Origin of the sequence: Gillisia sp. CAL575 (assembly GCF_000403785.1) — a bacterium.
In the GTDB taxonomy this organism is placed as follows: domain Bacteria; phylum Bacteroidota; class Bacteroidia; order Flavobacteriales; family Flavobacteriaceae; genus Gillisia.
Window position 1 is genome coordinate 1 of the sequence record NZ_APHJ01000044.1, and the last position, 14,453, is coordinate 14,453.

Here is a 14,453-nt window from a genome sequence, read left to right on the forward strand (position 1 = left end):
AAGAATAAATCATGATCTTCACAATACACTTGGGTTTTATTCTTCCATTTTTTTAGTAATAATGATCCTTACCGGACTGTGTTGGTCTTTTGATTGGTATCGTGATGCGGGTAGTAAAATTTTGGGCTCGGAAATCTTTGGAGGACGAGGGGAACCCGAAATTAAAACACATTTAAAAAATTCTAAAGTATTTTCTGTTAAGGGCATTTATGATATTTCTGTTACCGAACTTAACTATCAGGGAGATACAAATATATCCCTACCATTAAATAAAGATGGAGTTTATTACATAAGGAAATATAATGATAAAAACTGGTCTCCCGTAACTTCTGATGTTTTGGTTCTAGACCGAGATGGTAGCCTGATTAAAAAGGAAATATTTAGTGATAAACCTCTGAACGTTCAAATTACTTCACTTATTAAACCTATTCATACAGGTTCGATCTTTGGAACCTTTTCAAAAATACTGTACTTCTTGGCATGTTTAATAGCAACTAGTTTACCAATAACCGGTACTATCATCTGGCTAAATAAAATGAAGAAGAAAAAGAAGAAGTTTTAAATCCTTAATTCTTCTATATTCACTAAACAGTAGGAAGAATAGGCTTTCCTTCCAGTATTTGTCAAAATGTATTCATTTTTAAAACATCCTTGAAGTGCTCCAATTATGTTATAATTTCAGTTGTTAGTCGTGCAGATGCTTTGACAAGATTAGTATTGAATCTTCTAATTAAAGTTTAACTATTTTGGTGAATCAAATAATTGTTTTTCTTAAGAAAAATCCATTCCAGCAGAAAGATCTATCTTATTGGGCGTAAGAATATCTCTTGGTTTAATAATGCTAAAGGGATTGACAATTTGTTCTATAAGCTTAGCTGGTAACTTCTCTAGAAAATATTTAGAAGAAGCATCAGAAGAATTTTCAGAATTATTCACCGTGTTTATTGAATTTGTATCGCGAGTAATATATAATTCGTTCTTAGCTCTTGTTAAGGCTACATATAAGACGCGTCTATCTTCTTCAATACTTTCCTCGCTATGAAGGTTCCATGCGCTTGGATAAACCTTTGGAGATACGTTTAATACATAACACACATCAGATTCTAAACCTTTTGCTGAATGTACGGTAGATATTATTACATGATCTTTAATCTCGCTATCATTTAACTGAGAACCCTCTAGCACAGGTTCTCCATTCAATTGCTTTGCGTTTTCAAGGATACCTTCAGAAATCATCTGGCCAATAGTGGAATAATTATCACCGAGCATTTCAAGTACCGGGAAATCAGATTTTCTTTTCTCTTCCCAATCTTTTCGATATTTAAAAGCCAAAGGCATTTCCATTTTGGAATATGTTTCTTGGATAGCTTTTTTTACGTTTCCAGAATTTAGGAAGATTGTATTGTAGATGTCTGCTATTTTTTCTCCATCAGGACCTCCAATGGCATCTTCCAGATTCTGTGCGCACTCTAAAGGATCTTTAAATTCTAAGATTTTAGAGATGTATTTTCCAGCTTTTATTTCTCCAATCCCATCCCAAAAGGTTAGAAATCGCATCCATCCAATTTCATCATAAACATTATTTACAACTCTAAGCGCCGAAATCACATCTTTAATATGAGCAGCTTCCATAAACTTTCTTCCCCCATAAGTCACGTAAGGGATCTTTTTCTGAATAAAAACTGCTTGTAATGGTTTGGTATAATAAGTAGATTTTGAAAGGATCAAATGATCAATAAAGTTCTTATTATTTTCTGTAAAATTTTCCAGAATATTTTCAGCAATAAAATTAGCCTCTTCCCACTGGCTTGCAACATTTATTAATTTTGGTTTAATGCCTTCTCCTCGTGTAGCTATTAATTTTTTCTTATAATCTAAACTGGATTCATCTAACAGCCAGTTAGAAAGATCCAAAATTTCTTGTGTAGATCTGTAATTATTATCTAGGATCAACACCTGAGATTCTGGAACTCGTTCTTTAAATAAATGGACATTTTTATAATCGGCACCACGGAAAGAATAAATAGACTGTGCATCATCGCCAACACAATAGAATTTAGCAATTTGCAAAAAGGGTTCAAGTAAAAACCATTGTAACGGGTTGGTATCCTGAAATTCGTCAATTAATAAATGCTTAACCTGATGTGAAAGGATCGTTCTTGCCTCTTCATCATTTCTTAATCTATTTGCAACTATTAATAGAAGGTCATCATAATCCAAATATCTCCCATCTCCTTTTTTTATTTGATAAGCTCTTAGTAGTACTTCAACCTTAGGCCTTATAATATCTATTTCATCGTTTGTTTCTTCATCAGTCTTACCTTTAAAAACCTTTTCGCGGATGGAGTTAGTAAGATTTTGACGGGTGTTTCTTCCGTAAGAATAGATATCGATTAACTGCTGAGGTTTTATGCGTATTCCTTTATACTCGATAATCTGATCTCCGCATACCATCTTCATCACACTAAGTTGGTCATCTGGATCTATCACGGTATAATTTGAAGCACCAAATAAATTAGGATAACGTACAATTAATTGATTACACCACGAGTGAAATGTAGATCCATTTAAACTCTGTGCCTGATTATCTGAAAGCGAAGATTTTACACGCTCCACAATTTCATTAGCAGACCTCTTGGTAAACGTGAGAATCTGTATTTTTTCGGGTGCTGTGCCTTGATCAATCAAGTAGGCTGCTCTACCAACAATACATCTGGTTTTCCCAGTTCCCGCACCGGCAAGTACCAAAAGATGTTGACCATCGAATTCAACAGCTTTTTTCTGTTTCTCGTTAAGAATATGATTCTCCAATTTCTTTTTTTGTAAAGATAATGATTTATTAGGTAATTAGGAATATTTCCAATATGCGGAAAATTTCCTATTTTTGACGAAATGATATTTATCTATATTCAATATATAACACTTGGGCTAAGGGCAAAGATTCCTTTCCGTATAGTTCTTTATTCTGAAGAGCTTATTGAGGGTTTTAGGGTGTTTAATATAAGACCGGAACAATCTATTCCTAAAAAGATCTATTCGCTTAATAATTTAGACCGTTTGGAACTATTAGCCAGTGAACCATTTTGTAATTCTGCAGATGAGTTAATTGATCTGTTTCGAGATCAAAAATTAATTTTTACTGAAAAATTTCAATTCGATTTACTAAAATCTCAGTTTAGAACTATAGGCTATAATTTTAATCTGAAGCCTACAATTTTATGGCCTTCAGGAAAGGAAGGGAATAAGAATTTAGAACAGATAAAAGAATTAATTTCTGTGCGGCATCCACTGAATAGCGTAGAATATGCTGAAGTCTTCTTAGATGTAATGTATAAATATAGTAATCAGCAAAGCAATCAGTTAGAAGAGTATAAGTCTACAGATATTAATCCTTATACTCATGATTTATCAAAGTATAAAAAAAATGCTGGTGTTTATTTTTTCTTGAATAAAGAAAATGAGGTAATTTATGTAGGGAAAGGGAAAAATATCCGAAAACGATTACAAAGTCATTTTTCTAAAACAACTACACAAAATAATATTGACTATTCACAAGTTGCGGATATTGATGTGATCTATACTGGTAATGATATTATTGCTCAACTTGTAGAAACTGACAATATAAAAAGCTTAAAACCAAGTTTTAATTCACAACAGATTTTAGATCCAGATCCCTTTATAATTACTTTGGATATTACTGCAAAAGGAATATCTAAAATAAAGATCACAAGAAAAGAATTTGAAGATAGCTTACCAGAAAAATATTTCAATAGAAAGTCTGTAATTGCCTCCTTAGCAGATTTTTGTTCAAAATATAATTTATGTAGAAAATACTGTGGTTTAGAAAAAGTGAAAGGTCCCTGTAGTAATTTCACGAAAAAGTTTAGTGATTGTGTTTGTTCTGGCGGAGAATCAATTGAGGATTATAACAAAAGATTTCAAGTTGCCTTTGAGCAGTTCCGAAGTAAAAAGTCTAGGAAAATCTATAAACTGAAAGGCAGAAATAATTCTGAAGATGCCTTCGTTTACGAGCTAAATGGAATATATGAAGGATATGGATATATAGACAAATCTGTACCTATATCAAATTATAATGATGTTTTAGGACATTTGGTAATACAGAAAAACAATTATGATACTACTAGAATAGTTAATTCCTTAGCCAATATTTTAAGCAAAGAAAATATTCTCTTTATATAAAACACATAAGATTTTAAAGTGAATTATCTGCCTGACAAACTCATACACATTGTGCGATATCCATATTCAGCTGTATATTTTTTATTTCCAAAAATCTAATAAAGCTTTTGCTGCTGGTCCTGCAGACAATGGATTTTGGCCTGTAATCAATAAGCCATCAATCTCTGTGTGTGAAATAAATGGAACGGTTCCAGTATGATATTCTGCACCCAATTCCTTCAAGCGGTCTTCTAATGTATAAGGAATATTATTAAATTTTAATGCTAATTTTTCTTCGGTATTAGAAAATCCAGTTACTCGTTTTCCTTCTAATATTGAAGGATTGAGTTCCGCGGCTTTAATTAAGGCAGCTGGGCCATGACATACTGAAGCAACAGGTTTTCCGCTAGAGATAAAATCTAAAATCAACTTTCCACTCAGCTCATTTGAAGCTAAATCGAACATTGGTCCATGTCCTCCAGGAAAGAATACCGCATCATAGTTTGAAGATGAAATTCCCTCCAATTTCATAGTTGTATTCAAAGCATTTTGCGCTATAGTATCATCCTGAAATCTTCTGTTAGAACCTGTTATATGTTCTGTCAATTCACTCATTGGATCAATGGGAGGTTTACCGCCCTTAGGACTTGCAAGAGAAACTTGATGCCCTGCGTCAATAAATTCGTAGTATGGATCTGTAAATTCTCCAATCCATAAACCAGTCTTAGAATCTGTATTCACCAGATCTTCATGTGAGGTAAGAATCATTAAAATTTTCTTGGAAGCCATTTTTATATTTTTAATTGTTGATATTAATAATTAGGTGTTTTATGATAAGAAATAAATGTTAGCAATAGATCGAGAGTCCTTTCTAGTCTAAATTTTTTCAATAATTCGAGTTGACATTAAATTTCATTCTCATCATAGACTTCGGTGATCTTTTCAATTTCAACATTGATTTCAGCATTTTCTAAAATGGAAGACAGCCAAACCTCTGTTAAGATCTTACTTGTTGCGCTGCATGCCTGTAATCCATAAGAATATGGTCTGCAGCCAGATGTGTGGGTAAAGCTAATGTCGTAGATACTATCGTTTGGATTACCATATTTATCTATTAACCTGTAAGCGGCATCAATATCTACACCACCTGTGTAAAGTGAAAGCTCGTTTTTTTCTTCAAAGACTAAGTCTTTATCAATACTTTTTGGAAGTTTATTAAAGTCTATTAAATCCTCAAATTTAGCTCTGGCTTTTCTAACCTTTCCATCTTTAACAAGGGAAGGAAATGGAAATTGTTCTAGCTCAATATTTTTTTGACCAGCACAATTAACGAACAGTTTATAATCTATTCTTTCCTTTGTACCATCTGGTTTTTCAATTTCAATTAATGTACTTTCATTGTTTCTGCTATCGTCGATTACTTCAACTTTACCTGAAACTAAATCTATACAATTCGCATCATAGAGTGCTAAAAGGATATTGGCTGATGATAAGGGAAGTGCTGCAATTACATTCATAAGAAATGTCATTACTTCTCTTCGGAAAAATAAATGATCTTCGGCAGGTAATAGCTCTGCATGAAAATTTAGGCAATACATAAGATCATCTAATGTTTCTTTCCAATAGGTAGGTTCATTGTTATTTATAGATTCTCGTGCTGCTAGCCTTTCTTTGCGCATACCTTCAAAAGAATCTGAATATTCATGATCTTCTGACATGATTTGAACAAATTCTTTAAAATTGATTTTATCATGTTTAAGCTTATAAACCATTTCAGGCATTTTATCCTTTTCAAAAGATCGTATTAATGCTTCTCTGCAGACCTTGTCAAAAAATGTATGTATTCTTAAAAATCCATCTTCTTCAATAAGAGAGAGCATTTCTTCCCGACTCGTATGTCGGTAAATTTCCCGCATAGGATACTCCTGTTCGTACTGTAAATGAGGTAGCCAACCTTCCGCAGAGTGCATTATCATCTTAAATCCCTGAGCATCTGGATTAAGTTCATAGCGCAGTTCATTCTCTTTTTCAATAAATGAGCCATGTCTATGGGCGAGAGAACTAACCACATCAAAAGCACTAAGCGATGCGCCTAGTGTTCCTATGGGGTAATTATAAAACTCTCCAGATTTCGGTAATAATTTATGAATAGGCCAAGGGGAAGAGTAATATCCAATTTTCTCATTATCTGCTTCAAACCAGTGATGTCCCGTGGCGATTATTACCTTATCAAAATCTCTCGTACCTCCCTTAAGAGTTTGAACATAAATTCGTTTGCTTTCATCATCAGACTTGATATCGCTTACTTCTTCCTCGTTAATTTGATAAACTTTGATGCCATTTTCGGCTAACTGATGTATGAGGGTTTTATATTGTTCATGAAAATATGCTCCTAAAGATATGCGGCTATATACTTTGGAATCTTCTATTGGAAAATCTTTAATATTCCAAGATGCTAGCTTTTCAGGTCCTTGTTCCCTTAGCCAATTTCCAAAAGTCTTTGGTAAATCTGGAATCTCTTCCGAAGAAATATTAGCAAGATTAAATTTATCTGTTGTTTCAGGATTATAAGGCATACCCATTCCCATATGTATTCCTTTCTCAAAAATGCTGATCTCATGGATGAAACTTTTAAAAGTATCTAAATGATCATTTATATGCTTAAGTAAGTAGATCGCTGTTGCTCCAGAACCTATAATTGCAATATTTTTTTTATCCATGATAAATTTTAGGCATTAAATATTAAAGATATCTAATTGATAAATTTGTTATAGTTATAGAAAAGATAAATTTTAATTTGACAGATCTAAATCTTAAAAGCATCATAATGTGCTGATATTTAAAGTCAAATTGAAGCCAAATTTTTATCTAGGGGATTTATATTTATTAATTTTAAAATAAAATTAAATATTATGAGCGAGAAAATTTCTATCGATACGATTATAGAGAAGCATGAAGCTTCTGGGAAATATATTGAGGTTAATGGCATGAGATGTTTTGCACTCGATCAAGGAAGTGGAGAGGCTGTTCTTTGTTTACATGGAGTACCGACCTCTTCTTTTTTATACCGTAAAATTGTTCCCTCCTTAGCGGAAAAAGGTTTTAGAGGAGTGGCTATAGATTTTCCTGGATTAGGACTTTCTGATAGACCAGAGGATTTTGATTATTCTTTTTCATCTTTTGCTAAGTTTACTGCAGACGCAGCAGAACAACTTGGATTGGAGAAATATCACTTGTTAATTCATGATGTTGGTGGTCCTGTTGGTTTCGCGCTGGCTGCCCAGAATTTGGACAAAATATTGTCTATCACCATATTAAATACTTGGATAGATGTTGTGAATTTTAAAAAACCATGGCCTATGCGTCCTTTTGAAAACTCTGTATTGGGAGAAATAGAGTTGGCAAGCCTACAGCATCCTACTTGGCAAATAATGTTTAATAAAATGGGGGTAAATGACAATTCTAAAATTCCTAAAAATGAAATCAACGCACATATTGATATTTTGAAACTTAAGGATGGAGGGGATGCTTTTTTAAAGCTGATGAGAAATTTTGACGATACAGAAGAATTCAGGAAATTGTGTTATAAAGCAGTACAAGACGTGAAATTTCCAGTACAGGCAGTTTGGGGAGTAGATGATCCATTCTTAACACTTAAGGAATATGGACAGGAGATTAAACAAGTCGCTGGCCTATCCGAAGTTCACGAATTAAGCTCACGTCATTTTCTGCAAGAAGAAAAATCTATGGAAATAGTTGATAAGCTTGTAGAGATCATCCAGCTTTCTAAACAAATGCTTCCGAGATAAGTTTTGAAATAACTAAGGGATAAATTAATATCTTCCTTTTTATAAGAGATAATTTTAAAGAGTCGTAACATTCTTAGAGAATATTACGACTCTTTTATATATGTTATTATTTTTTTACTCCTTTAATCATCAAAAATATTTTTACCAGAATTAAAGCCGCGATACCTACAAGTAAACCAACTATAAAATCACCTAAAATGCTAGGTAATGAGGAGACAAGTTCATGGACAAAATGTACATTATGATTAAATATTCCTCCTGCAACCAGAATCATTGCGAGAGTTCCTATTATACCCAAAGCTCTAATTAAAAATGGTAAGGTTTTGACTAAACCTGTACCAAGACTTTTTGAAAAACTTGCTTTTCCCTTGCTTGCAGCTATTAATTTAAATCCAACATCGTCCATTCTCACCAATAATGCAACCAAACCATAAACTCCAACGGTTGCCAGAATTGCTACTATTGTAACTACGATTATTTGCATAGTAATTGGTTCATTCACGACCGTTCCTAAAGCTATTATTACAATTTCTATTGATAAAATGAAATCTACAATAATAGCAGATTTTATCTTTGTCTTTTCAAATTCTAAAACTTCGTCTGGGGTCATTTCTATAATTTCCTCTTTGGCTTTAGTTTCATTTTTATGAAATAAGTACTCATAAATTTTCTCTGCCCCTTCATAGGCCAGATACACGCCTCCAAATAATAAAATAGGTATTATTGCAGCAGGAAAGTAGGCGCTCAGTAGAAAAGCTATTGGTAGAATAATTAATTTATTCAAAAAAGAGCCCTTGGTTATTTTCCATAGAACTGGAATTTCTCTTGAGGAAACAAAACCCGAAGCTTTATCTGCATTAACAGCTAAATCGTCTGCTAAAATTCCCGCTGTTTTCTTTGTTGCCACCTTGCCCATTACGGCTACATCATCCATAAGAACTGCAATGTCGTCTAATAGCGCAAAAAATCCTGATGCCATCTTATTTAATTTTTATTTAGTGAGTTAGAAATATTAGATCTTTTTTTAAACTATTCTTTAGTTAGTGATAGTCTTAAATTTGGTCAACAAATTTAGAAAAGATTTTTTTATGAAGCTCGAGATCCAAATCTGGAGAAAGAGATGCACGAACAATATAATCTTTATCACCTTCTTTGGTTGTCCCTTGAGTAGATGTTGCCGGAATCGTCCAATAACAACCCTTTAACTGCCCGTAGCTCACACAAAATTTACTTTCATTCGGAATTTCTGTGATCATTAGATTGATCAGCTTAAGATTCAACTCCCTTTTGTGAGCTTCTTTTTCTTCAGCGGTATTTCCTTTAGTAGGAAGATCTAAAGAAAAAACGGAGGGAGTAAAGCCTTCTTGTGCCAATTCTTCTGAAACAAAATTGATTTTTGCCTCTGGTAAATTCTTCTTTATAAAACTCACGAATTCACGTGAATTCTTATATGCATCAACAATTCTTTGATTCATTGATGGCAATTGTTTTGCTAATATCTCATATTGAAGACTTGTAGCTTCATTATCACAAAGACTTAGGTGCAACTTAATTTTTTGCATCAAAGCTTCAGTTTTATTATTTCCTACGCAATATCCTGCAGTACATTTTCCGCCACTTGGAAATTTAGACCCACTGGCATAAGAAATGGTTCTAACGGTAGAGAGAATTTTGCCTTCACCTAAAAAGTGAATATTAGGACAAAAAGTTTGGTCTAAAATAAAAACTGGATCTATAGCAGTTTCACCATTAGCAGTATTACGTTTTTTACTAAGCACTGCCTTTAGATCCAAAAGATTGGGAACCTCAACTCTAGGGTTGGTTGGAATTTCAGCAATTATATATGGGACTGCATCTTCATTGGCAATTTTGTCCAAAATACTATCAATACTTTGCACCATTTCATTATCACCATCTACTGGTAAATCCACTACTTCAACATTATCCCTGCACGTAGCAACTCGCCTTGCTTGGTCATTTGTACCACCATAGCAGTTTGGTGGAACAATAAATTTGATAGCCTTTCCTTTATGATTTTCTAAAGCATCATCTATAAGCCCCATCATAATGGCGTATTGTATAGATAGTCCGCTAGAGGCAACTAGAGGATTTGTGTCTGTACCAGTAATTTTTTTTATGGAATCTAAGACACTTGTTTTATTTGTTTCGATATTACTTATATCTTCCTTCAAAGAAGATTGATCTACTAGCAACTTTAAGGCAGTTAGAGAATTGGCAGGTGTCATTGCAATGGTTTCCCTTCGTCTTACATGCTGAATTTCTGAAATATAACTTTCATTTTGTTCACCATTAACTACTAAAATACTTCCAAGTTGAGCATGTAGGCTGATAAAAAAGTCAATATTTTCTGAAAGCTCTATATTGCCAATTTCATTTTGATGTGAAATAAAAATAGTACTGCCATCAAATTTAGAAATAGCTGTTGCATCTTCAACTTTCTTAAGTTCAAATTTATAGCCATATACATCTTTCACTACATCTGCATTAAAAGATGTAGGTAGTTCACCTGTATAAATTATTTGGGTGTTTTTATTATCTAATAAATTTTTTCTAAGGATTGCTAAAACAGGAACCGTCTTGGATGAAAAACTTATCACGTTATTTGCGTCTTGCATATTTAGATTAGCAATTCCCCATTCCAGAATACAGGATAAGGGATGACCTAATCTAATATAATCATAAGCAGTAGGTAGTCTATTTAAGGCAGAGGTAGTAGAGTTGTTGCTTTTATATAAATTTTCGAATTGGTCTAAGAATTGAGTTTTGGCCAATTTTTCATCATATATATCTAAACGATGTGTAGTAAGATTAAGCCAGCCGTTTGGCATATTTTCTATTACATCTTTAATATAATTAAGCATTTTATTGTCTTCCATAATTTCAACTTTGTATAGGGTGATAATATACACTAATTAGAATTTTTTAAGGTGATAGAGGGTTCTTTTAACTTGTATCTAACACTCTTCTAAAATAACTAAGCAAGAAAAAAACTAATGTTTAGATATATTATTTATTCATCTCCTCCCTTCAGGATTTTACATTTTTTTAAATTGTCAACTTTTAAATAGAATATAAATAATGTTATTAGGTCTTATTGAAGTTTATGAAATTCAAAAACTCTTAGAATAAAACTGGGCTAAGTAATGGTTTAGCATAAACTCATTTTATTTTTAGAGCACCTGTTTTTCAAAGATTTCTTCTAATGTTTTTTGCGGATCACTGCTCAAGCCTGGATGTGTTTTGGAACTTTGAATGATGGTACTTCTGCAGGCGCTTAACCATCTAAATCGATCTGATAATTCCATAGCTCCTATTTTTCCTCCAGCAGGTTCACCAAGACATACTAATTCCCATGCCTTTAAATAATCTTCAAAGAAATCTAATTCTAAATCTGGGGAGAAAGCTTTTAGTTTATCTGGATTGATGTGGTATTTAATACCAATAAATTTTTTCCTTTTGCAAAACAGAATGACTCCGACGTTAAAGAACTCTTCGCGTTCTACCTTGGGTACAATCCTAATTATAGCATATTCAAATGTATATCTATCTTGCATCTTCAGCTTCTTTAATTAGTAAATCTATTTTAGAAAGACGAGTTTTTAAAAACTGAATATAGGCTTCTCTCATTTCATTGCTAGTCATTGTATCAGATTCGCTTAAGAGCCAATCTTCTGGAATGCCTGAGATAATTTCTTTAATTTTATCCTGATTAATGAACTGTAGAACCTCTTTTGATGCCTCTTCTAACTGAGTTGCTTTTTGCAATAGAACATGGTCTTTTATTAGAGGAAAAGTTCTGTTAAGGTGATTTTCCCATGTTTTCCAATCATGATGGAAATAAAAACTTGCGCCATTATCTATAATCCAAAGCTCTTTATTCCAGTGAAGTAAATTGGTATTTTTGGCAGTTCGGTCTATATTGCTAATAATACTATCTAATAGAACCACTTTTGATGCAGATAATGAATCTACTTCGCTTACTAAAGGATCAAATGTTATAGAACCTGATAAGAAATGTAAACCAAGATTTAAACCAACACTAAATTTAAGTAAGTCTTGGATCTCTTCATCTGGTTCTGTCTTACTAAATGAATCATCAAGATTCATGAAAACTAATTCAGGAACATTTAAGCCAATAGATCGTGCAAGTTCTCCACCAATAAACTCAGCTATAAGTGCTTTTTTTCCTTGCCCGGCACCTCTAAATTTAATTACATAGAGAAAATCATCATCGGCCTTAACTATGGCTGGCAGTGAGCCACCTTCTCTTAATGGCTGTACATATTGCACTACATTTACCGTGCGAATATCAATTTTATTCATAGCTGCAAAATTACTAAATATATAGAAGGTGGATCTAGATTTTCCCTTCGTATCTACCGATTTATTTAAAGAAAGGTGCTTTGATGCGGATAAGAATTGATGCACAAATCTGTATAGCTAGATAAATCAAATTTAAAGCAAAGAGTACGGATCGATATTCTGTAAGCTCATTGCCAGAGTTTGCTCAATTCTTTAAAATGAAAACAAGAAGATGTTACAGTATTATTGATTGATATTTGATTTAGAGTGAGTAGGATAGAGGTCCGGATTTATGTTTTATATGCTAATCTTTAGAATTCTTTTTACTTGGGGTATTAGTAAAGTTAGCTAGGTTGAAGTTTCTATTCAGAATCTATCTTGATTTCACCAGTAATAGAGCAAGATTGCTTCACCGTATTAAATATAGTTCCAAATTTTTCTATGTTTTTTTTAAGTAATGCTACATTCAGATTCTCATCTTGACTATAAATTTTCAATTTATAATTTATTTCGTCCATTCTTGGAGGTGTTTCCAAACGTGTAGCGCTTATTGAAATTTCAGCATGAGAGTATTCAAACTTCATTAAGTCTGAAAAGCGTTCCACATTTTTAAGAATGCAGGCTGAAATTGAACCTAAAAATAATTCAGCTGGATTAGGTAAACTATCAGCTGATTCTGGAATAGTTCCAAAACTTATTTCTGAATCCTTAATTTTTATTGAAGCATTATTTTTTGAAGATGCTTCTGCTTTACTGAAATATTTCATAAATTAAATTTATCTCAAAATTATTTAAGTTATCCAGGTGACTTCTTCAACAAACTTAAACCAATAAGCCCGATTTCAGAAGAATATATAAGTCAATAAATATTTTTCAACAATAAAGCTAAATATCGCCGGCAGATATTTGAAAAAGTCCACCTAAAAGAATAATTAATCTAAAGGAATATAATTTCTAATAAATTAATCTACTCTTAAATTTATCTATGGTTATATGAGAAATTTGAATAGAGACGAATGAGTCAAAGTCAAGGATCATTTGATCCTAGCGCTCTAAATTATAAGCTTGAATTGGAATATTCATTTAGATCTGTAAAGGGATAGTTGAAACATATAATTGCACTTATATAACCATCTTTCCAATCTAATTCTCACCAGAATAACTTTCAGTTTTATTTTATTCCAGCTTTTAATAGTTCTTTTTGAAAAGCTTGTAAACTTATTCCAGGATCCATGTTATATCCTAGTTCTAGTAAAGCATGTTCTAAGGCACCTAACACTGCAAATAAATCATTTGAAGAAACTGAACCCATATGGCCAATCCTAAAATAGGTAGTTTTTATTTTTGAAAGTAAACCTCCTGCAACGATAATATCCTTACTAGCTATTTTTGAAAGTAGTGCTGAACCATCAATCCCTTTTGGATAGTAAATAGCTGTAAGTGTATTCGCTGCTATTTGACTGGTCTTTGGTAATATCTCTAGATTTAATGAGGATATTCCAGCTCTAAACGCCCTTGCCAACTCTTGATGACGTTTTACTCTTGCAAGTATCCCTTCCTTACAGATTATCTTCAGGCTTGTCTCAAGTGCAACAATTAAATTAACGGGTGGAGTTCCAAAATACGAGGGTCTTCTTTCTTCGTAGGCTTTCATTATAGGTAACCAATTAGTCCAATCTGCATAATAATTACCAACTGGAGTCTTTCTGTTTTTCCAAACTTCCATTGCTTTTTCAGAAGCTATTAAAAGTGCTAGTCCTGGAGGTACACCAATGGCTTTTTGAGATGCAGTTAAAACAATGTCAAGCCCCCATTTTTCCTGATTAACCTCTTCTCCGGCAACCGAGCAGACGCCATCTAAAATACTTAAGGTGTTGTATTTCTGTGCCAATTTTGCTATTGGTTCTGGGTCTACCAATATTCCAGTGGAAGTATCTACATGTGTAATAGTTAAGGCTTTAAAATTTCCGGTTTTGAGTTCTTTTTCAATGGCTTCTAGAGTCACAACTTCGCCTAACGGAGCTTCTAGAATAGTCGTATTTGCACCATAACGATCCAAGATATCTTTAAACCGTTGTCCAAAATATCCTGTAGAAATAACCAATACACGATCTCCTCGTTCTATAAGATTGGCAGCTGCCA

The 14,453-nt window shown here is 33.0% G+C and carries 12 protein-coding genes; 3 read left to right on the forward strand and 9 right to left on the reverse strand.

Annotation, left to right across the window (positions count from 1 at the left end; translation table 11 throughout):
- Positions 1-562, forward strand: a 562-nt coding sequence (locus tag I130_RS14345; protein WP_034924747.1) for a PepSY-associated TM helix domain-containing protein, incomplete at its 5' end; no start/stop codon positions are given.
- Between the two features lie 209 nt (positions 563-771).
- On the opposite strand, the gene I130_RS14350 is transcribed toward I130_RS14345, so the two are convergent.
- The gene (locus I130_RS14350; RefSeq protein ID WP_034924751.1) at positions 772-2,811 is read right to left on the reverse strand and encodes an ATP-dependent helicase; all 2,040 of its coding nucleotides are present in this window, start codon (positions 2,809-2,811) and stop codon (positions 772-774) included.
- Positions 2,812-2,892: 81 nt separating this feature from the next.
- Between I130_RS14350 and I130_RS14355 the strand changes: the two genes are divergently transcribed.
- Positions 2,893-4,200, forward strand: a complete 1,308-nt coding sequence (locus tag I130_RS14355; protein WP_051119729.1) for a GIY-YIG nuclease family protein — start codon at positions 2,893-2,895, stop codon at positions 4,198-4,200.
- An 81-nt stretch (positions 4,201-4,281) separates the two neighbouring features.
- On the opposite strand, the gene I130_RS14360 is transcribed toward I130_RS14355, so the two are convergent.
- Positions 4,282-4,968 (reverse strand): type 1 glutamine amidotransferase domain-containing protein, encoded by a 687-nt coding sequence (locus I130_RS14360; protein WP_034924756.1) that lies wholly within the window; start codon positions 4,966-4,968, stop codon positions 4,282-4,284.
- A 116-nt stretch (positions 4,969-5,084) separates the two neighbouring features.
- A complete protein-coding gene (locus I130_RS14365; protein ID WP_034924758.1) occupies positions 5,085-6,899 on the reverse strand; it encodes an FAD/NAD(P)-binding protein in 1,815 nt (604 codons plus the stop codon).
- Positions 6,900-7,091: 192 nt separating this feature from the next.
- Here I130_RS14365 and I130_RS14370 point away from each other — a divergent pair, with 192 nt between their 5' ends.
- Positions 7,092-7,988, forward strand: a complete 897-nt coding sequence (locus tag I130_RS14370) for an alpha/beta fold hydrolase (RefSeq protein ID WP_034924761.1) — start codon at positions 7,092-7,094, stop codon at positions 7,986-7,988.
- 106 nt (positions 7,989-8,094) lie between these two features.
- Here the strand turns inward: I130_RS14370 and I130_RS14375 are convergent, their stop codons facing one another.
- The 6 genes from I130_RS14375 to I130_RS14400 form a co-directional block, all read right to left on the reverse strand.
- The gene (locus I130_RS14375; protein ID WP_034924764.1) at positions 8,095-8,967 is read right to left on the reverse strand and encodes a DUF808 domain-containing protein; all 873 of its coding nucleotides are present in this window, start codon (positions 8,965-8,967) and stop codon (positions 8,095-8,097) included.
- A 73-nt stretch (positions 8,968-9,040) separates the two neighbouring features.
- Positions 9,041-10,885, reverse strand: coding sequence for a cystathionine beta-synthase (locus I130_RS14380; protein WP_034924768.1), 1,845 nt, complete (start codon positions 10,883-10,885; stop codon positions 9,041-9,043).
- Between the two features lie 294 nt (positions 10,886-11,179).
- The gene (locus tag I130_RS14385; RefSeq protein WP_034924771.1) at positions 11,180-11,563 is read right to left on the reverse strand and encodes a DUF3037 domain-containing protein; all 384 of its coding nucleotides are present in this window, start codon (positions 11,561-11,563) and stop codon (positions 11,180-11,182) included.
- Positions 11,553-12,332 carry a HipA family kinase gene (locus I130_RS14390; RefSeq protein ID WP_034924773.1) on the reverse strand — a complete coding sequence of 260 codons (780 nt, stop codon included), beginning with the start codon at positions 12,330-12,332 and terminating at the stop codon, positions 11,553-11,555. Before I130_RS14390 ends, I130_RS14385 begins: the two co-directional genes overlap by 11 nt.
- 341 nt (positions 12,333-12,673) lie before the next feature.
- The gene (locus I130_RS14395) at positions 12,674-13,078 is read right to left on the reverse strand and encodes an OsmC family protein (protein ID WP_034924776.1); all 405 of its coding nucleotides are present in this window, start codon (positions 13,076-13,078) and stop codon (positions 12,674-12,676) included.
- Positions 13,079-13,482: 404 nt separating this feature from the next.
- On the reverse strand, positions 13,483-14,453 hold a 971-nt coding region (locus tag I130_RS14400), incomplete at its 5' end, for a pyridoxal-phosphate-dependent aminotransferase family protein (protein WP_034924779.1).